This window comes from Pseudoalteromonas sp. NSLLW218 (genome assembly GCF_015864775.1).
In the GTDB taxonomy this organism is placed as follows: Bacteria; Pseudomonadota; Gammaproteobacteria; order Enterobacterales; family Alteromonadaceae; genus Pseudoalteromonas.
The window spans coordinates 130,672-150,167 of the sequence record NZ_JADYWO010000008.1 but is presented as its reverse complement, the minus strand read 5'-3'; the positions used below and the strand labels follow the sequence as shown (position 1 = coordinate 150,167).

16 protein-coding genes are annotated in these 19,496 nt (G+C 38.0%); 7 read left to right on the top strand and 9 right to left on the bottom strand.

Annotation, left to right across the window (positions count from 1 at the left end; genetic code table 11):
* Positions 1–2,292: a peptidase U32 family protein gene (locus I6E80_RS13815; protein ID WP_197185770.1), complete on the bottom strand. Its 2,292-nt coding sequence runs from the start codon at positions 2,290–2,292 to the stop codon at positions 1–3.
* A gap of 506 nt (positions 2,293–2,798) precedes the next feature.
* On the opposite strand from I6E80_RS13815, the gene I6E80_RS13810 reads away from it, so the two are divergent.
* From I6E80_RS13810 to I6E80_RS13800, 3 genes are all read left to right on the top strand, one after another.
* Positions 2,799–3,908: an endonuclease/exonuclease/phosphatase family protein gene (locus I6E80_RS13810; protein ID WP_197185849.1), complete on the top strand. Its 1,110-nt coding sequence runs from the start codon at positions 2,799–2,801 to the stop codon at positions 3,906–3,908.
* Between the two features lie 413 nt (positions 3,909–4,321).
* A complete protein-coding gene (locus tag I6E80_RS13805) occupies positions 4,322–6,526 on the top strand; it encodes a tetratricopeptide repeat-containing diguanylate cyclase (RefSeq protein WP_231616793.1) in 2,205 nt (734 codons plus the stop codon).
* Positions 6,527–6,716: 190 nt separating this feature from the next.
* Entirely contained in the window at positions 6,717–7,136 is a 420-nt protein-coding gene (locus I6E80_RS13800; RefSeq protein WP_024600439.1) for an MAPEG family protein, read from the top strand.
* A 131-nt stretch (positions 7,137–7,267) separates the two neighbouring features.
* Here the strand turns inward: I6E80_RS13800 and I6E80_RS13795 are convergent, their stop codons facing one another.
* On the bottom strand, positions 7,268–9,115 hold the full coding sequence (locus I6E80_RS13795; RefSeq protein ID WP_197185768.1) for an ABC transporter ATP-binding protein: 1,848 nt from the start codon (positions 9,113–9,115) through the stop codon (positions 7,268–7,270).
* 151 nt (positions 9,116–9,266) lie between these two features.
* Complete coding sequence (locus tag I6E80_RS13790) at positions 9,267–10,145, bottom strand: hypothetical protein (protein WP_197185767.1); 879 nt, start codon at positions 10,143–10,145, stop codon at positions 9,267–9,269.
* A 247-nt stretch (positions 10,146–10,392) separates the two neighbouring features.
* Here I6E80_RS13790 and I6E80_RS13785 point away from each other — a divergent pair, with 247 nt between their 5' ends.
* Entirely contained in the window at positions 10,393–10,797 is a 405-nt protein-coding gene (locus I6E80_RS13785; RefSeq protein ID WP_197185766.1) for a GFA family protein, read from the top strand.
* A 6-nt stretch (positions 10,798–10,803) separates the two neighbouring features.
* Here I6E80_RS13785 and I6E80_RS13780 read toward each other — a convergent pair whose 3' ends face one another.
* Positions 10,804–11,601, bottom strand: a complete 798-nt coding sequence (locus I6E80_RS13780; RefSeq protein ID WP_197120923.1) for a hypothetical protein — start codon at positions 11,599–11,601, stop codon at positions 10,804–10,806.
* 149 nt (positions 11,602–11,750) lie between these two features.
* Between I6E80_RS13780 and I6E80_RS13775 the strand changes: the two genes are divergently transcribed.
* From I6E80_RS13775 to I6E80_RS13765, 3 genes are all read left to right on the top strand, one after another.
* Positions 11,751–12,164 carry a hypothetical protein gene (locus I6E80_RS13775; protein ID WP_024600444.1) on the top strand — a complete coding sequence of 138 codons (414 nt, stop codon included), beginning with the start codon at positions 11,751–11,753 and terminating at the stop codon, positions 12,162–12,164.
* A 173-nt stretch (positions 12,165–12,337) separates the two neighbouring features.
* Positions 12,338–13,741 carry a M28 family peptidase gene (locus I6E80_RS13770; protein ID WP_197185765.1) on the top strand — a complete coding sequence of 468 codons (1,404 nt, stop codon included), beginning with the start codon at positions 12,338–12,340 and terminating at the stop codon, positions 13,739–13,741.
* A gap of 118 nt (positions 13,742–13,859) precedes the next feature.
* Positions 13,860–14,306 (top strand): DUF4826 family protein, encoded by a 447-nt coding sequence (locus I6E80_RS13765; protein ID WP_024597931.1) that lies wholly within the window; start codon positions 13,860–13,862, stop codon positions 14,304–14,306.
* A 72-nt stretch (positions 14,307–14,378) separates the two neighbouring features.
* Here I6E80_RS13765 and I6E80_RS13760 read toward each other — a convergent pair whose 3' ends face one another.
* The 5 genes from I6E80_RS13760 to mnmA form a co-directional block, all read right to left on the bottom strand.
* Positions 14,379–14,837 (bottom strand): GNAT family N-acetyltransferase, encoded by a 459-nt coding sequence (locus I6E80_RS13760; RefSeq protein WP_024597930.1) that lies wholly within the window; start codon positions 14,835–14,837, stop codon positions 14,379–14,381.
* A 153-nt stretch (positions 14,838–14,990) separates the two neighbouring features.
* On the bottom strand, positions 14,991–16,148 hold the full coding sequence (locus I6E80_RS13755) for a cupin domain-containing protein (protein WP_170070816.1): 1,158 nt from the start codon (positions 16,146–16,148) through the stop codon (positions 14,991–14,993).
* Between the two features lie 88 nt (positions 16,149–16,236).
* Positions 16,237–17,607, bottom strand: coding sequence for an adenylosuccinate lyase (purB, locus tag I6E80_RS13750; protein ID WP_024597928.1), 1,371 nt, complete (start codon positions 17,605–17,607; stop codon positions 16,237–16,239).
* A 31-nt stretch (positions 17,608–17,638) separates the two neighbouring features.
* Positions 17,639–18,241 carry a high frequency lysogenization protein HflD gene (gene hflD / locus I6E80_RS13745; protein WP_024597927.1) on the bottom strand — a complete coding sequence of 201 codons (603 nt, stop codon included), beginning with the start codon at positions 18,239–18,241 and terminating at the stop codon, positions 17,639–17,641.
* Positions 18,241–19,341, bottom strand: a complete 1,101-nt coding sequence (mnmA, locus tag I6E80_RS13740) for a tRNA 2-thiouridine(34) synthase MnmA (RefSeq protein ID WP_007375708.1) — start codon at positions 19,339–19,341, stop codon at positions 18,241–18,243. Before mnmA ends, hflD begins: the two co-directional genes overlap by 1 nt.
* Positions 19,342–19,496 lie beyond the last annotated feature (155 nt).

The window sequence follows — 19,496 nt, the reverse complement described above, 5'->3', positions numbered from 1 at the left end:
TTAGCTATTTAAGCCTTCAACATATTGCTGACGTGTTTTTACTTTTACCATGTGATTTAACTGATCGGCCGCGTGTGTTTGCCCACTAATTAAATCTTGAAAATGGGCAAGTAACACGGCTTTATCTAGCTTTTCTTTATCGCCTGAGCCAATGTCGGTTAAATCAATCATAAACTCGTCAAACTTGTCGGCATAATCGGTCACAATATCCATATTTAAAAATTGCTCATGGTTATAAATGCTCGGGTAACCGCCTTTTTGTTTATCAATGGCAAAGCTAATGCCTTTAACATTGGTAACGGTTGTTTCTTTTTTACAGCTCAGCATACAGCTTGCGTCAATACGTGGTTTTTTACAGCCTACGGTTTGCTGGAAAAAACACTGACGGCTGGTCATCATTAGTATTGGATGATAAATGCTGTACATCATTTTAAAGTTGTTAGGGCGTTTAATACTGCGCATTTGCTGTTTGTTAATCTCGTTTGAAATAAACGCGCCTTTAGCATTTAAATCCTCTTGTAGCGTTAATAATGCATAAGAGTTTGTGGTGTTTAATAACGGGCCTGCAATCCAGTCAATACCCATTTGCACTGCTTTGTATGCTACGCCTGTGTTATTACTAATAATAAGTTTAGGTTTTACAACCTCGAGTAAACGTACAGCTTCTTCAAAATCTTTACCAATTAGTACAGCTGGAAACCACGGAATTAACTGCGGGTGTTCTAAAAATACATTTATGTATTTATCGTTATCGGTTCTAAAGCTCTCAGGTAATTTAAAGTAAACGTCACCAGCTGTTAAATTACATAAGTGAGCGTCTTTTATGTCCGATATTAAAATAGAAAGTGTAATTATATTTTCGGCTTTTTCGTGATTCACTAGTTTAGGTAATTCAACTGGCGCTATAACGTCTTTCCCTTCGTTTAATAAAAAAGCGACTTGCTTTTTAATACGCGCTAGCTCTTTAAACGGAATGCTTAAGTTGTCGCCGAGGTTTGTGTAATCCATATTTTTAATTTCAAAATTGGCATTACTAAACGTTTTAAAGCGCTTATCAATGGCAGCAATATCAACAACTGATTTGTCGGCTATTTGCATAGGCATTTGCGATTGAACTTCAAAGCGTAGAGGCTCTTTTGCGTTTTTATTTGAAAGCGTAATATCGTTTTTATCTTCAATAATTATGTTTACAGTGAATGGCTGATTTAATTGCCCTGTAAATTCTAATGAAAGCTCGCGCTTTGAAATATCTAAAAACTCAATTTTCTTTTTAACTAACGAATCAATTTCACTTTTTTGGGTAGAAAGCTCTTGTTGCGCATCGTAAATTTGCACTACCGAAATCGCGTTGTTTTTTTCGTTAGCGTGATCAAAGCTATGGTCTCGCGGATTGTCGGTAAACATGTTTTTGGTCATGTCACCGGTTAAAAACTTATTAGTAAAGTTACGGTTAAACACTTTATATAAGCTTGAGTCGTCTTCAATTAAGTTACCGGTTTGTACAAAGGTATCTATTTGTTTGCGCCAGCTGTCAATAACCGTATGTACGTAGTTAGCGCCTTTAATTCGGCCTTCTACTTTTAACGAATCAACGCCTGCGGCTACCAGCTCTGGTAGGTCAAAATAAGCTGAGTTATCTTTTAAGTTTAATGGGTGTTTGTTACCCATTGCCGTTGGCTCATATTCATCACGACATGCTTGCGAGCAGCGACCACGATTACCCGAGTTACCTACACTTACTGAGCTTGAATAACATTGCCCTGAAAACGCAATACATAATGCGCCATGTACAAACACTTCGGTTAGTACGTCGCATTTGTGCGCTACGTCGGTCAATATTTTAATTTCAGTTAAGTTAAGCTCGCGCGATAAATTTACACGCGTAGCGCCAATGCGCGCTAAAAACTCAACTTGCGATTCGTTATGCGTAGTTAACTGCGTTGATGCGTGAATATGCAAAGTAGGAAAGTGTTTTTTAACAATGTTGAACAACCCTAAATCTTGCACAATTATGCCATCAAGAGTTGTATTTACTAGCTGATTTAACAGCTTAAATAGCGCACCCATTTCGTGCTCTAATATTACCACGTTAAGCGTTAAAAAAATCTCACAGCCGTATTCGTGGGCTAAGCGAAGTGCGCCGTTAAGCTCATCAAACGAAAGATTAGACGCTCGGTTACGTGCATTAAAGGTATCTAACCCACAATAAACCGCATTAGCACCGGCTACAATGGCGGCTTTTACCGCGTTTACATCACCGCCTGGGGCTAATAGTTCAATCTTTCTACTCATGACAACTTCACTTCGCTCATATTTAATTGCCGCGAATTTTATCTGGTTAAGCACGTTAATGCTATTTATTGAGGGATATAATAAAGACTAATACCAATTCGCTTAATTAAGTGATCTATTTTGAGGATGGAAAAACGTGTTGATAGCTAGGCAAAAAAATCGCTATTTAGTTGTTCTCGGCAATTGCTCCTGCATTGCTCTACCTTCTGCATCCATGCAGTCGTAAATGAGAATTTTTTAACACAGGTAGCGACACGTTTAGCCCCGCAAAATGATTAAGTATTATTGCGGATTGGTATAGAATAAAAAAGTGTATAAAATTATAATTAAGCTGGCTGATTTATTACGTAAACATGTAATAAAATGATAGTTTATAAGCAAGCTAGACTTTCAATTTTACTTAGGCGATACCCATCAGCAATCAATATATTAAACAGTTAGATACTGATTTAAACAGTAAAGAATCTGTTATTACTAATACTGAACTAAAAATAGCCACATTTAACCTGTTTAATTACCTTGAGCCACCCAATGCATACTATGAGTTTGAGAAAATTTATACCGCGCAGCAGTGGGCTAAAAAGCAGCGTTGGATTACTGATTACTTAACGCAGCATGCGCCTGATGTAATTGGTTTTCAGGAAGTGTTTAGTATTGATTCGTTAAAAGAGCTAGTTGCTGATCAAGGCTATAACTACTTTGCAGTAGTTGATACGCCAGAGGTAATTGATGATTTTATTTATAGACGCCCCGTCGTAGCGATTGCCTCTAAATATCCCATAGTTGAAGTAACAGCGGTTGAACACGATAGTGAGCTTGCAAGTACGCTTGGCCTTAATAGTGAGTTTACTTTTAGTCGTAAGGTATTAAGAGCGACCGTTACTTTACCGCACATAGGCAATACTGATTGTTATGTGGTGCATTTTAAATCTAAGCGCTCAATGATTGAAGTTGATGAACACAATAAAGAGCTTGCACCTGAGCAAAACATAATTAAGATTTTAAAAGCGAATGTAGCGGGCGGGTGGGGCTCAACTATTCAGCGTGGCAGTGAAGCCACATTACTAATGATACAAATGATTACTCGCCGTGAAGCTACGCAGCAACCCATGCTATTAATGGGGGACTTTAATAATGAACTTGCGGATGGCGTATTAAGCCATTTACTCACAAATACATTACGCTTTGCTCCTGCGTTTGACGCTAAAACCTACCTCGCTAAATATTGTTTAAATGATTCATGGGATCTGTTTGTTAAGTCGCAGCTAAGTATTGTTGAGGTTTCTAGCGATGAAGCAATAACAAACGATGTACAAAGCGATTGTGATAGTAGTAACAGCGAGATTGCTGATTCAGCGGATAAAAGCCAAGTAAAAAATATAAACATAACAAAGCCAGCACTGTTAAGGGCGCCAACACATTACTACGGCGCAAGCAGCTCTGTGCTTGATTACATTTTATTGTCGTGTGAGTTTGACGCTAGTTACGATGACAGCTTTTTTGAAGTCAGTAATTATAACACTTACGATAGGCACTTAATAAACCCTGAGTACGAACGTGATGATTTAACTACCGACCACGGTGTTGTATTGGTTACCCTTAAACTGAGAAGCTAGGTTTTCTCATCTAATAACTTACAGCGCACGATTAAGCTAAAAAAAGAATTAAGTTGCGATATGCATAATTATGCTAAAATCATAAATTAGCAATTATCCATATTGCAGCGAAACTTGACCTGCAGTCTTTATGTGTATATTTTATCGCCAGAATTTTTGCATTAAATTAATAACAAATCACTAAAATGGTAAATATGGAATTTTACACTCACTCGTATCACACGCGAAAGATGGACTTAATTTCGCAAGTACACTGTTTATTCGTAAATCGAATTTATAATTCTAAATTTTTAGTAAAAGCTTTGCTTTGTGCTTTGTTTATTAGCTTAAGCAGCGCTTACGCGCAAGAAACCACCTCATACAGTTTGATCAACGAATCCAGCGAAGGGCTACTAAAAAGAGCCGAATTACTTATGGATACTGACGTCATAACAAGTATCGAACTTAGTAAGGAATTGTTGTCACAAGCGCAGAGTGCCGATGACACATTACTCAGTGCAAAGTTGCATAACTTGTTAGGTAAAGCGAATAAAAAAAATAATAATATTAATGAATCGCTTCATCACTATTCACAATCCTCTGTTTATTACAGCAAGTTAAATGATGCTAATAACCAAATAAAAGCCTCTATTAATTATATAAAAATATTATTAGATGAAAAACGATATGACGAGCTTGCTTCAAGCATTGAAACTTTGTTACCTACAACACTTGTATATGGCGATGAGTTTTTTATAGCGCAAGTACTTCTTACTAAAGGGGATTCGTTTTATGACCAAAAAAAATATATTGATGCAAACGCACAATACTCATCTGCTTTAAAGTATCTCGTTGATGAGGATGAATCTGTACAAAAAAAGTTAGGTGAAACATATAAAAAATTAGCTCAGTCGTATAAACGGCTTAAAAATAGAGAGCAAACGGCTTATTTTTATACCAAAGCTTTAGGGATATACACCAATTTAGGTGATTTAAAGTTGATGGCGCGCACATTAAATACACTAGCAGAAGCGCAGCGTTATTTAGATAATTTAGTTTTAGCCCTTGATTACTCCACTCGCGCATTAGAAATACATAAAAAAATTGACGATCCTGTTGGCTTGGCTAAAGCATTATTAGGTGCGGGTATTATTTATCGTCATATTAACCTTTACGAAAAATCACTCGAGCATGTAAATAAGGCATATTTATATTATAAAAAAGTAAATAACGTGCTTGGGATTGCTAAAACATCGAACCAAATGGGACTGCTATATACGCGATTAAAGCAATTTGATCAGGCCGAGCTTTTTTATCAAATAACCATTGATTTACCAGAAGGTATGGTTGAGGAAAAAACGCTGGCAACGGCTTTGAGAGAGATGGCTGTTATTAACTATGAATCTGGCGACTTAGATTCGGCGATGAAATTTGCACAAAAAGCTTACGTAACTTATAAAGCTGAAAACCTTAAGTCTTACATTTCCATAACGTCGCGGATTATTGCTAATATTTATCGCGCTCATGGGGATAAAAATAAGGCTATTGAGTATTATAAAGAGTCATTATCGGTAGCGAGAGTAACGGGTAATAAACTTTATGAAATAAAGTCGCTAACAGCGTTAGCCGCGATTTTAATTGGAATTGATACAAATGAGGCGATTATCTTACTTAAAAGATCACTCGCTTTATCAACGCAGTTAGATGATAAGTTACATATGCTATACGCTTATCGTGAAATTCGAATAGCCGAAAAGCTGCGTGGGCGCATAGACGAGTCACTTCGTTACGCGGAAGAAGAAATAGCCCTGACCGAAATTCTTCAAAACGAAAGAGACGAAAATAAGCTTGCTCTTGAAAAAGCACATTTGCATTCTCACAAGATGGAAACAGAGCTGGAGACCTTGAGAGAAAAAGAAAAACTCCATCAACTTGAGCTTGAAAAGAAAAACAATGAAATTGAAATATCTGACCAAGCTAGGGTTATATCAGAGCTAGAGCTTGCAAAAAACAAATACGCGAGTATTGCGCTCGCATTTTTATTAGCTGCTTGTTTAGCTATTGTTTTACTAGTTTATAGAAGTTTTATTGCTTCTAAAAAACGTAATGAAGAGTTGGACTATTTGGCTGCAAGAGATCCTTTGACCAATTGTTATAACCGCCGCATTTTATTTGAGGTTATGAATCGTGACTTTTTGAATTTACCTCAGATTGAAGAATATTGTATTTTAATGGTCGATATCGATCATTTTAAAAGTGTTAATGATACTTATGGGCATAGCATTGGCGACACTGTACTTTGTGGCGTGGCTGAGCTGTTACAAGCCAATATACGTAAAAGTGATCGTGTTGCTCGTTTTGGTGGCGAAGAGTTTTGTATTATTTTACCCAATACAACTCAAGAGCAAGCAATTCGGATTGCTGAGGCAATTCGAATTAAAGTAGAAAAAGCAATCTTTGATGAGATTCCTGTTACGTGTAGTTTTGGGGTTACTTCAATCAAATTTAAAGCCAGAACTCCTTCTGAGTTAATTGAACAGGCCGATTTAGCTCTTTATGAAGCTAAGTCTTTGGGTCGTAACCAAGTTGTATTGTGGGATGCTTCGTTTGAAGAATTTAAGCTTTTTAGATCGGAGTAAACCCAACTGTATATAGCTCAGTTTTGATGTGGTTTTTAAAATCATAACAAGTAAATTTTATACAACGCTGTGAGTTACTTACATATGTGATTGGGCTGAAAAAAATTAATCCTTCAAATATCAAGGTATTAACTTTGGCTTTGAAATTGCTCCCCTAACTAAGTTAAAAAACAAAACAGGGAACTTAATAATGACAGAAGTTGCACTTTCGGCCTATTTGGCATTTTACCTCTATTTAATTATGTTGCTTGTACAGTGGGCGGTCGCTACGTTTAGCAAAGCTAAAGAGCCTAATGCTGTACCAGGTAAAATTAGCGATGATTTATCGCACGACAGTTTTATATTTAGAGCGCATCGTACGTTTCATAATACGCTTGAAAACAGCGCGTTATTTATAGGTACTGTTTTATTTGCGTTTGTAATTAATTTACAGAGCCCTATTTTTGCAATGTGTGTTTGGGTGTACTTAATTGCGCGCTTAATCCATATGGTGCTGTACTATGCTATCGCAACAGAGAAAAACCCAAGCCCACGTAGTTACTTCTTTTTAATAGGGGTGCTTGCTAATGTGGTTATGCTGATAATGATAGGGTTAAGACTAATCTCTTAATTTATTAAAAAAGTTATAAACTCTATTTATAACTTTAAACAAAAAAGCGAAGAGCCTTTAAGGCATCTTCGCTTTTTTGTTTAGGTAGCAGCAGAATATAAATCACGTCTACAGTAAGGCAATATTAATGGCTAATCGACGCCTATAAACCCACCTGTTTGATGTGTCCATAGAGCTGCGTAAATTCCACCTTTAGCGATTAGTTCTTCATGAGTGCCTTGCTCAACTACGCCGCCATCATCAAGTACAATTAATCTATCCATTTGTGCAATGGTTGAGAGCCTATGCGCTATCGCGATGACTGTTTTGCCTGTCATTAAATCATCAAGGCTTGCCTGAATTGCTGCCTCTACTTCTGAGTCGAGTGCGCTGGTGGCTTCGTCGAGTATAAGTATGGGTGCATTTTTAAGTAGCACACGTGCAATAGCAATACGCTGACGCTGTCCGCCCGAAAGAGTAACGCCGCGCTCGCCTACTTGTGCGTCAAAGCCTTTGTTACCTTTGCTATCTACTAAGTCATTTATAAACTCAAGTGCTTTAGCTTGTTTAGTAGCGGTTATCATCTCAGCCTGCGTTGCATCAGGGCGACCGTACAAAATGTTGTCTTTTACTGAGCGATGTAGCAGGGACGTATCTTGCGTAACCATCGCTATATAACGGCGTAGGCTTTCTTGGCTTACATCTGTGATGTTTTGACCATCAATTTTTATTGTGCCAGAGTCGGTATCGTAAAAACGCAGTAGTAAGTTAACAAGTGTTGACTTACCTGCACCAGAGCGACCGACTAAACCTATTTTTTCGCCAGGTTTAATATTTAAGTTTAAACCATTCATTACTGGGCTGCGATTAGTCTCGTTTGCAGCTTTTCCGTAGTTAAAGTGTACGTTGTTAAACTCAATGGCACCTTGGCTTACGTTAAGTGTATCGGCATTTGGTTTATCGGCAACTTCAATAGGGTTAGAAAGTGTTTTCATACCATCGGCTACGGTGCCAATGTTTTCGAATAAGCTGCTTATTTCCCACATGATCCACTGCGCCATACCGTTTAACCTAAGTGCTAAACTAACAGCCACTGCAATAGCACCTGCGCTAATTGCGCTAAGTGACCATAGGTAAAGCGAGACCGCAGCCACCGAAAATACCAATAGGTAATTTAAGCTTTGAATAACAAAGTTTAAGCTGGTGACCAAGCGCATTTGTTTGTACACCGGCTGCAAAAAAACATCCATGCTTTGTTTTGCGTATTGTTCTTCACGTTGGGTATACGAAAACAGCTTAATAGTAGAAATATTTGTGTAGCTATCAACAATTCGACCGGTCATTTCTGAGCGAGCATCTGCTTGTGAGCTGGCAATTTTTTTAAGACGCGGTACAAAGTAAAGCTGCACGAAAATGTATAAAACTAACCAAACCAGTAGCGGAATCATTAACCGCCAATCAGCTTCGGCCACTAAAAACACCATAGAGCCAAAGTAAACCACTATGTACATTAATACATCGAGTAGCTTTGTAACGGTTTCGCGAACAGCTAAAGAGGTTTGTAATACTTTAGTGGCTATTCTTCCTGCAAATTCATTTTGATAAAAGCTAACACTTTGACGCAGTAAATAACGATGCGCTAACCAGCGAATCGACATGGGATAATTGCCCAGTAATGCTTGGTGCAAAATAGCAGAATGAAAAAATACAACAACGGGCAGCACAACTAATAGCATAACAGCCATTTTGATAAGTTCTGACTTTTGCTCTACAAACAAGGTTTCGGGTGTGTAGGCGGTTAACCAATCCACAAGTTGGCCCATGTAGCTAAATAAAGAAACCTCTAAAATAGCGAGCATGGCGGCGCTGATTGACATTAGCAGCAGCGAGAGCTCCATTCCTTTGGTGTAGTGACGGCAAAAAGCAAATAAAGTAGAAGGCGGCTGAGTGGGTTGGTCCTCAGGAAATGCTTTTGTCATTTTTTCAAATAATCGATACATTTTAAAAACTTAAATGGCAAATAATGATGCGTATCATACCATTTAAGTGTTTTTAAATGCAGGTTTGTAAGGTATTAATTGTGAATATACTAGAGCATTATTTATATAAACCTAAGTCAAAAAGAGCATCAAAAAAGCACTTTACTTACTTTTATAGCATTGGGTTATTTAGGTTTGTGCCTTTGCTCATGTATAAATCGTCATATCTGAGGCCACCATTTCCGTAAGGCTTTTTAATCGGGCCTGTATTACAATTTGCTAAAAAGTATATAAGAGGTTGTTCGCGCTTCATTCTAAATTGTGCATTTTTATACACCAGTGTTTGCTCCTTAAATTCACCGCCTTTTACGTAAACATCGTATTGCTGACCTTGCTTTGAGGCTGCTGCGTTATTAACAACGTACCACACGTCGTACCATGTATTTGTTAGCAGTGGCTTGGCCGATTGTTTGGTTGTGTAGTTTTGAATGTTGCTATACCCATTGCCGGTTTTAACCATTAATGCGCCATCGTTTACAAGTCCGTTTGATTCTGTTTTATCGGTTACGCGAAGCGTAGGCTCAAACGCATCGTACGCATGTTTATTAATTAGCTCTGGCGTGAGGTTGCTTAACCCAAAAGCATGGTTATTAGGAAAAGCAGCCACGTTTATACGTATATAAAATGTGTAGGTTTGTCCGACTTCAACCGCTTGTGGAAGCTTTGTATAAGAAAGCGCTTTGCGATTGCCAACAATGCCATCGCGTGCAGGCTTTTTTAGTAAATAATGATTTGTAGATGTAGATGTAGATGTAGATGTAGATGTAGATGTAGATGTAGATGTAGGTGCTTGTTCTGGTTGTATAACCGTTATTTGTGGGTTTTTAACCTGTGGTTTAGTTTCATTTTGCGTATCGACACTCTGCCAGTCGCTAAGAGAGTTTTCAAAATTATCAATAAGCAGCCAATCGCTCGATGTACTTTTTTGAATGGTTGAACATGCTGATAGCGTGCTAAACAAACATAGAATTAAAATGTGTTTGGAAGACATAATTGGCTCTCGTAATATTATTGATATTTGGTTAACCAATTTAAATTTTGGCTATAGTTTTTATTGAGAGTTATGTAACCAATTTAATGTTTTTATGTCAATCATTAAAGCAATACGTAATGGCGTGGGAACTGCGAAGATATAAAAATTATTATTCCATTCAAAAAATTAACCAGTAAACTTATCCATTAAATCAACTCAGCAAATTTCAGCTGAGTTTAAAATAATTTAATAGTTAGGATGTTATATGTATACGGGTTCGTGTTTGTGCGGTGAGGTAAGTGTTGAAGTGTCGGGTTGTATAACCAGCATAATCCATTGTCATTGTTCACTGTGCAGAAAAAACAGCGGGACTGCATTTGCAACCAATGGCTTTGTAAATATAGATGACTTTACAATAATCAAAGGGCAAGCACTACTTAGTGAATTTAGTTTTAAACCAGGGCGCACTCGTTACTTTTGTAAAGGTTGTGGCTCGCCGGTTTACAGTAGCAACAATGATGACAAAAGCAGAATACGAATTCGTTTAGGAATACTCGATAGCGATATTACTGAGCAGGTATTATCGCATAATTTTGTTACGTCTAAAGCTAACTGGGAGCAGCTAGAAACAAGCTTACCGTGCTATGAAAAACATGAACCTGGGCGGTAACGCATTTTATTCAATGTGGTAAATACTGTTAATACTTTTATAAAGGTTTGGCGCAAAATTTATAAACACAGGTGAGTTTTGTATTTCATCAACGTTTATGTGCATTAATGTTTGCTGGCTTAGTATGATTACTATATTTTTGTATTCGTTAAACTCTATTATCGCTAAGCACTTAAAATGTTGCCTTAAAAGCACTAAAAGCATTTGCAACTCTTTGCCAGTTTGCGGGTTTAAATTAATGATTACTTGAGTACTTGGCTCACTACAGCGGTTTATGTTTTGCCAAAAGCTATCGCTGGTTAAAAAAGGCTGATGATATTCACCACTAAAAATATCGATAGTGATCACGTTAAAGTGATCAGAGCATTGCGAAATATATTGCTCGGCGCATTGTAAATAGCTGCTGTGCTTAATTGGTAACTTAAAGTGCTGAGCAGCAATTAAAGCAATGCTTGGGTTTATTTCTACCGTCTTAAATGTATTTATAGTCTTTATGTAAGGCGTACTACTTTGCAAGTGATACATAATTCGCTCAAACCCTGCAGTGCCTAAACCTAGATTTAATATGTTTAGTGTATCTACCGGTTTAAGTAAAAACAGCAGCATGCACTGGTTTACAGGTACGATTACTTGCTCAGGGTGTGTTAGGTTCATAACACCTTGAATAGTTATGTCATCATTGGCCTTTTGTGCAAGGGTTAGCCAACGATATTCTTTATTTTGGTACACACATACGGGACCGTATGCACTTTGCTGCGATTCAATAAGGTTACTTTTAACTGTATCTTCTTTTAGCTGGCGCATAACTTAAACTATTTATATAAACACAATGATAGTGTGCCATGAAAAACACACTTTATAATAGATTATTGTGTAACAAGGTTTGTAATTTAACCTCTAAATATAATATTGTATTAGCAATTAATTAGTTAGACGTTATTCAAGGATTGAAAATGGGATTAATTTTAGGGCCTGCTGTTTTGGCATGGTTTGCAGTATTTATCTATTCTTTACGATTAGGGTATGTGCTTATTTATAAAAACATGAGCGCACTGACCACAGTGACTACTTTTGCAATTGGTATTATTGGTCTGTTGGCTTTTATGACGTATGGATATAGGCAGTTTGTAAACAACACCTCTGTTTGGGCATTTGAGATCCCAAGTTATTTTTTATTTAGCAAAATTGCTTTTATAGGTGTCTTGAGTGGTTTTTTACTTAACTACTATATTAATCCTGAAAATAGTTCGGAGTTTTTGATCTGTTTAGCATTTGTATTAATATTTATGTTTTCTGCTGGTGTGCTAGCAAGCTTAGGGGGACATGAGGCCTTTTTAAAAGAATTTGATATTAAAACCACTTATTAAAAATATGCATAATAAATTTTGGCCAGTACCCATTCAAGGTAGTGGGCTTTTTACTATCCTAGTAACCTCTTGTAAATGCGCTTTAGCGTGCTCCTTTCTGCATCTACCTCAAATGTATTGCCATAAAATCTTACTTAGGTAATGGTTACACTATAATAATTAGGAGCTAATAGATGCTTAAAACACCTTTGAAAATCACAACAACGTTACTTAAATTTACTGCAATTGCAGGTGCCTGCACACTTGCATTATCAGCACATGGTGAAACACAATTACAATATACCGACCAACAAAAGTTACATGACATAGCAAGTGAAGTGTCGGCTACCCGTATTGGTAGTGATATTCAAACGCTGGTGGATTTTGGTACTCGTCATACGCTTTCAGATACTAAATCGGATACTCGAGGTATTGGTGCGGCTAGGCGCTGGATAAAAAAAGAATTTGAAAAAATATCGGCACAGTGTGGTGGTTGCCTGGAAATTATTGAAGTAAAGGACACTATATCGGGCGAAAAACGTATTCCTAATCCTGTTGAAGTGGTTAACATAGTGGCTATTCAACGCGGATCAAGCGAGCCTAATCGAATGGTGATGATGTCGGGTGACATAGATTCACGTGTAAGTGATGTTATGGATTTTACTAGCGACTCTCCTGGCGCAAATGATAATGCATCAGGTGTAGCTGGTGTAATAGAAGCTGCTCGTGTTTTAAGTAAATACAAATTTAACGGTTCAGTAGTTTACGCGGCGCTTTCTGGCGAAGAGCAAGGTTTGTTTGGCGGTAAAATATTAACGGCTTATGCACAAAAGCATGACTGGCAAGTTCATGGCGTTTTAAACAACGATATGATTGGCAATATTACCGGTATTAATGGCGTAACTGATAACACGACTGCACGCATATTTTCAGAAGGTACCCGTGTTGTTGAAACTAAAAAGCAAGCTAATACTCGTCGCTTTACAGGTGGTGAAGTTGATTCTGCGAGTCGTAATTTAGCTCGCTACATAGACACTATTGCTGACAGATACATTCCTAATTTAGATACAATGCTTGTATATCGATTAGATAGATTTGGCCGTGGTGGGCATCATCGTCCATTTAATGACGCAGGTTTTGCTGCAGTGCGTATTATGGAAACTAATGAGCACTACGATCGTCAGCATCAAGATTTACGCACTGAAGATGGTGTTGAGTATGGTGATACCATTGAAGGTGTTGATTTTGACTATACGGCTAAGCTAACCTCACTTAATGCAGTAACTATGGCGTCTATGGCGTGGGCACCCGCGCCGCCAAAAGAAGTTAAAATAACGGGCGCTGTTACTGCTAACACTTCTTTTTCATGGGCGAAAAATGATGACGAGAACATTGCTGGCTATAAAATTTATTGGCGTTATACGAGCGAGCCCCAATGGCAGTTTAGTAAATACGTGGGTAATGTTTCAAAATATACGCTTGAAAATGTGGTAATTGATAATTATTACTTTGGTGTAGCTTCTGTTAGTAAAGACGGTGTTGAGTCACCAGTAGTTTTTCCGGGTGATGTAGGTTCGTTTGATCACAATATAAAATAATAGTTTGCCTAAAAACACAGCAAACAGAGAGCTTTAAGGTGCAAATGGGAGTTTTATGCTTGCACCTTATTTACTAAGCCCTTAGAGTGTAAAAAAAAGAAGTAAAAGGTTATTAAAAATGGAACAACAAGAAAAAAAGCCGTTAACAGCAAAAGAGCAAGTTATAACTGATGAGCAAAGAATGCAGTGGCAACGGGAATGTTTTCAAGCAGCGCAAAAGCATTTAGCCGAAAAAGGCATTATGCCGAAATCAGTAGTTGATAAAGACAGCCGATTTTTAGCACCACTTTGTGCAATGTGGAAATTTAAAGCCCAGAACGGTAAAACATATTGGGTAGTTACAGGACGATTACCTACAGATCATGCTGAGGTAAGTGCAGCTACAGATGCTCGCGATGCAATGCGTTATTTTTCATTGCAGTGGCAATTAAAAGCGGATCAAATTATGAGTACAGGCGCGCGTGATAAAACTCAGGTAGATTTTGCTAACTTACTTATAAATAGAGCACATGGCTTATACGAAATGTATGATAATGAACCACTGTGGGCTAATGAACCAAAGTAGTTTAGGTAACTTAAGTTTAGTTTAAAATAATAATGTGGAGGGCGGTAGTTTATTTATTGCCCTTTTCTTTATCTAATGAACAAGTGTGAAGGGGGTTGTTTTAAACGCTGAAACAGGGCATTGCATGCGTTGCCTAGGTATTCCCGCTTCCATAAAAACATTTCCTTGTTGAATAAAGCCATTTCGCTTAAAACGCTCTACCTCATTTAAAATACAATTAATGCTTACTTCCTCTATACCTTGGTTTGACGCTAATTCAACAATAAAATTGAGAAGTGATTTATATACCTTGCGGTTACGATGCTCGGGTAATACAGCTATTCTGCCGATTAAGCCATCTGTACATAATCTACCTGTTGCAATAGGGCAGTTTGCATCGTCTGTGACAAGTACATGTAATGCAATTTTATCTAGGCTATCGAATTCTATGTGCTTGGGGATATGTAACTCGTAAACAAAAACTCGCTCTCGAATTTTTTGTAACATATCTTTTTTTATATCCCATTCAACTTTATCAACCAGATAGCCCATTGCAAACTCCTATTGATACCAAATTAAAATGAGTAAGCAATCGCAGCAAAATTATTTAAGCCAATATCAGGTAAAATTAAAATTTTTAACTAACCTGTATACATAATATTTTACGCCGCAAAATGCTCATCATTACTAATAAAATTGGTATTATTATTCTTGGTCTATATTAAACCAGATCCCCTCATTAACAAGTGTAGTAAAGGTTTGAGTAAATACTAAACTTGGGTTTGTTAAGTTTAATGCTGAACTTTCAAACTCAGTATTATCGGTAAGTAGTTTTACCGCCGCTAAGTCAGTTAATGGCATAGCGTGATTTTCACCGTTAACACTTAATAGCACTTCGGTATCGAGCTGCTGGTAAATAGCACGCGTACCACCTAAACGCTCAAACACAGTTTCTTCATCACTTAAATCATCGCTTATTTGCTCTGATGTAAATGGAGGCTCTACTGGTGCTAAATCCATTTCATGTTTGGGCTGACTAAGCGTTGAGCCTAACCATTGTTTAAATAAATCGTCATTTTCTAAAAGTGCCGCCATCAGTGTTTTAACTTTATCAACTTCAAGGTTTGTAAGTTCACCTTTTGATTTTCTTAGTGTGATGTTGTGATCGGTATAACGTTTTTGTCCGCTTTCAGTATCAATAATATGATCGGCAAAGCTCGACAATAAATCTTGTTGATTTGGGGCTCTAAAACCAACTGAATAATTTAGTGCGTTTTCTACAGCGTAACCTTCGTGAGGGCACCCTGGTGGAATATACAAAATATCGCCAGGTTCTAAAATGCAATCTATTACGGCTTCAAATGCTTCAACTTGAAGTAGCTTTTTGTTTTGAGCAAACTGCTTAAGTGCTGGATCGGGTAAGCCTACACGCCAATGACGTTTGCCTTCACCTTGAATAATAAATACGTCGTATTGGTCTAAATGTGGACCCACACCACCATTAGGCGTTGAATAGCTGATCATTAAATCATCTATGCGCCAGTTGGGAATAAACCTAAAAGGTTCTAGCAGTTGTGCAGCATCGCTATGCCAGTGATCAACTGCTTGCACGAGTAAAGTAGAGTGATCGTCAGTTAACTGCTCAAAGTCTTCAAATGGACCTTGGTGTGTTTGCCAATCATTTTTATGATTGGTGATAATACGCGACTCTATGCTTTCTTCCATTGCTAGGCCGGCAAGTTCATTAGCATCAAGCGGGTCTTGAAAATCAGCAAAACCTTGTTTGATTAAAAGCGGCTTTTTTTGCCAAAAATGGCTTAAAAACTCTTGCTCAGACAAATTATTTATTTTTAATTGGTACATACATTATGCCTACTAGTTAGTGCAATGAGGTTAAAACAAAAAAAGCGAAAGGATGATCCTTTCGCTTTTTAAAAGAGCAATTTAGTTTTTAAACTAAATCATCAATAAACTCAACAGCGCGGCCAATGTAGTTGGCAGGCGTTAATTTTTTCATTTCTACTTTAGCGTGCTCTGGAAGGTCTAAACCATCGATGAAGTCAGCCATAATTTCTTGATTTACGCGTTTACCGCGTGTTAAATCTTTAAGTTTTTCGTATGGCTTTTCAATGCCATACTTACGCATAACCGTTTGAATCGGCTCAGCTAGCAATTCCCAGTTTTGATCAAGCTCGTCAGCTAAACGTTGCTCGTTTACTTCTAGCTTGCTTACACCTTTAAGTGTTGATTGGTATGCAATAATTGCATAACCCATACCAACACCTAGGTTACGTAATACCGTTGAATCAGTAAGATCACGCTGCCAGCGAGAAACTGGTAATTTTTGTGCAAGATGAGAGAAAATAGCATTTGCTAAGCCTAAGTTACCTTCTGAGTTTTCAAAATCAATTGGGTTAACTTTATGTGGCATTGTTGATGAGCCAATTTCGCCAGCAATTGTTTTTTGCTTAAAGTGATTAAGGGCAATGTAACCCCACATGTCACGGTCAAAATCTAATAATATAGTGTTGAAACGTGCAATTGCGTCAAATAACTCTGCAATATAGTCATGCGGTTCAATTTGTGTAGTAAATGGGTTTAGTGTTAAACCTAAACTTGATACAAATTTATCTGCATGTGTGTGCCAGTCGTAATCTGGGTATGCGCTAAGGTGAGCGTTGTAGTTACCAACAGCACCATTAACTTTACCTAGCATTTCTACTTGTGCAATTTGGTCACGTTGACGCTTTAAACGCATGTATACGTTAGCAAACTCTTTACCCATAGTTGATGGTGTAGCAGGTTGTCCGTGCGTACGAGTCATCATTGGGATTGTTTTGTATTCAATTGCTTTAGCTTTAATTGCACTTAAAAGTTCGTCGCAATAAGGAAGTAAAACATTTTTACGTGCTTCGCTTAGCATCAAACCATGAGATAGATTATTAATATCTTCTGAAGTACAAGCAAAGTGAATAAATTCGTTTATTGCATGGAGCTCACTGTTATCGGCTACTTTTTCTTTTAGTAGGTATTCAACAGCTTTAACATCGTGATTTGTAGTGCGTTCTATATCTTTAACGCGCTGTGCATCAGCTTCACTGAAGTTATCTACAATGGCGTTTAGAAGTGCATTAGCCTGTTCGCTAAATGCAGGTACTTCTTTAATATCGCTTGCTGCAGCTAACGCTTGCAACCAACGCACTTCAACAATTACGCGGTATTTGATTAAGCCAAATTCGCTGAAAATACTGCGTAGTTCAGTGGTTTTGCTGCCGTAGCGACCATCCACTGGAGAGATAGCCGTTAACGCTGAAAGCTCCATAATAACTCCTAAATTTTAGTTTGAACGATAGTTAAATTTTTGTTTTAGCAATGGCGAGTATTTTTCTTTTTGCAAAGAAAAAGTGACGGCGTTTACCGCCCATTTGTCGCCATAATACTGCACTTCTAATGCCGGCTAATAATAATGCACGGATTTTATTTTGAGTGAGCTGCTGTTTTAATAACTCGGGTTTACCATAAACCTGTATTCGGTGCCCAAGGGGGCTCAGCACCGACGAGTAAATATCTGCTAAACCGGCAACAACACTCTCATCGGTAATAGCAAAGTGGTCTAAACGACGATGGATATCATCAATGCGTTTACCTAATTCGTTTAAGCTTTTTTCGTTAGCACTGAGTGCTCGCTCAAGCTGCATTAAACCACCTACGTATTTTACTATTTCAACATCTTTTTGAGCGCCAGCAGTAAGCTGCGCCATTAATGTTTTATAGCCATCACGTAAGTTGTCAGTACCTTGGTAAACATCTTCTGGCGATGCCGGAGATGTTTGAATAATGCTTGAAAGTAAGATTTCTAAATCATGTTCGTTATTGTTGCCGTACTGGGCAATTTTTTGAACTTGTTTAGCAGCCTGGCACATGGCGGCAAGCGCCATGACTTGGTGTTCATTCATTACTTAATCACCGAGTCAATAATACCACCACCTAAACACACATCTTCTGCGTAAAATACGGCAGATTGACCAGGTGTAACTGCTTTTTGTGGCTCGTCGAACAATACGCGGGCCATGCCGTCTTCACCTACAAGTAGGGTGCAGCTTAAGTCTTCTTGGCGGTAACGCGTTTTTACTGTGCAGCGAGTGGTGCCTTTAGGGCCAATACGGTCTACCCAGTGAAGTTGGTTTGCGTTAAGACCGTTGCTGTATAGGCGAGGGTGATCTTTACCTTGCCCCACAATAAGTACATTTCGCTCAAGGTCTTTATCTACTACGTACCAAGGCTCACCAGAACCTTCCTTCATACCACCAATTAACAAGCCTTTGCGTTGTCCAAGTGTGTGGTACATTAAGCCTTCGTGCTCGCCTACGTTGTTACCGTCTGTGTCTTCGATAACGCCAGGTTGTGCTGGTAAGAACTTTTGTAAAAAGTCTTTAAATTTACGCTCACCAATAAAGCAGATACCTGTGCTGTCTTTTTTATCGTGAGTGATTAGGTCTTGTTCTTCTGCTATGCGGCGTACTTCTGGTTTTTCGATATCGCCTACAGGGAATAACGTTTGGCCAATATGTTCATGGCTTAGAGTATATAAGAAATAGCTTTGATCTTTATTGTTATCAAGTCCGCGACACATTACGTATTTGTCATCGCGAAGCTCACGGCGAACATAGTGTCCCGTTGCAATAAAGTCAGCACCGAGTGCTTGCGCAGCAAATTCTAAAAAGGCTTTAAATTTAATTTCTTTGTTACACATTATATCTGGGTTAGGTGTACGACCTGCTTTGTACTCTGCTAAAAAGTACTCAAATACATTGTCCCAATATTCTGCTGCAAAGTTAACTGTGTGAAGCTCAATGCCTAATTTGTCGCACACTGCTTGCGCATCTTTTAAATCATCAGCGGCAGCACAGTATTCATCATTGTCGTCTTCTTCCCAGTTCTTCATAAACAGGCCTTCTACTTGGTAGCCCTGTTGTTGTAATAAATATGCAGATACAGAAGAATCAACACCGCCGGACATGCCAACAATGACTTTAATGTGACTATTTTCGCTCATGAATAATTTCGCTTATACAGATTGCTGTTAACTTGGAAAGGCCGCGATTATAGCATGTATTTTGTTTGTGCTTAAAGAGACTAAGGACGCAAAGAGGGGAATTAGTCAGTATTTTATTTATATAACAAATAGCAAACTAGACTTAAGCGCGTTAT

What these genes read in the sequence shown, in the direction of transcription:
- I6E80_RS13815 (WP_197185770.1), bottom strand. Translation starts at nt 2,292, where the DNA reads ATGAGTAGAAAGATTGAACTATTAGCCCCAGGCGGTGATGTAAACGCG.
- I6E80_RS13805 (WP_231616793.1), top strand. Translation starts at nt 4,322, where the DNA reads ATGGATACTGACGTCATAACAAGTATCGAACTTAGTAAGGAATTGTTG.
- I6E80_RS13800 (WP_024600439.1), top strand. Translation starts at nt 6,717, where the DNA reads ATGACAGAAGTTGCACTTTCGGCCTATTTGGCATTTTACCTCTATTTA.
- I6E80_RS13795 (WP_197185768.1), bottom strand. Translation starts at nt 9,115, where the DNA reads ATGTATCGATTATTTGAAAAAATGACAAAAGCATTTCCTGAGGACCAA.
- I6E80_RS13790 (WP_197185767.1), bottom strand. Translation starts at nt 10,145, where the DNA reads ATGTCTTCCAAACACATTTTAATTCTATGTTTGTTTAGCACGCTATCA.
- I6E80_RS13785 (WP_197185766.1), top strand. Translation starts at nt 10,393, where the DNA reads ATGTATACGGGTTCGTGTTTGTGCGGTGAGGTAAGTGTTGAAGTGTCG.
- I6E80_RS13780 (WP_197120923.1), bottom strand. Translation starts at nt 11,601, where the DNA reads ATGCGCCAGCTAAAAGAAGATACAGTTAAAAGTAACCTTATTGAATCG.
- I6E80_RS13775 (WP_024600444.1), top strand. Translation starts at nt 11,751, where the DNA reads ATGGGATTAATTTTAGGGCCTGCTGTTTTGGCATGGTTTGCAGTATTT.
- I6E80_RS13770 (WP_197185765.1), top strand. Translation starts at nt 12,338, where the DNA reads ATGCTTAAAACACCTTTGAAAATCACAACAACGTTACTTAAATTTACT.
- I6E80_RS13765 (WP_024597931.1), top strand. Translation starts at nt 13,860, where the DNA reads ATGGAACAACAAGAAAAAAAGCCGTTAACAGCAAAAGAGCAAGTTATA.
- I6E80_RS13760 (WP_024597930.1), bottom strand. Translation starts at nt 14,837, where the DNA reads ATGGGCTATCTGGTTGATAAAGTTGAATGGGATATAAAAAAAGATATG.
- I6E80_RS13755 (WP_170070816.1), bottom strand. Translation starts at nt 16,148, where the DNA reads ATGTACCAATTAAAAATAAATAATTTGTCTGAGCAAGAGTTTTTAAGC.
- purB (WP_024597928.1), bottom strand. Translation starts at nt 17,607, where the DNA reads ATGGAGCTTTCAGCGTTAACGGCTATCTCTCCAGTGGATGGTCGCTAC.
- hflD (WP_024597927.1), bottom strand. Translation starts at nt 18,241, where the DNA reads ATGAATGAACACCAAGTCATGGCGCTTGCCGCCATGTGCCAGGCTGCT.
- mnmA (WP_007375708.1), bottom strand. Translation starts at nt 19,341, where the DNA reads ATGAGCGAAAATAGTCACATTAAAGTCATTGTTGGCATGTCCGGCGGT.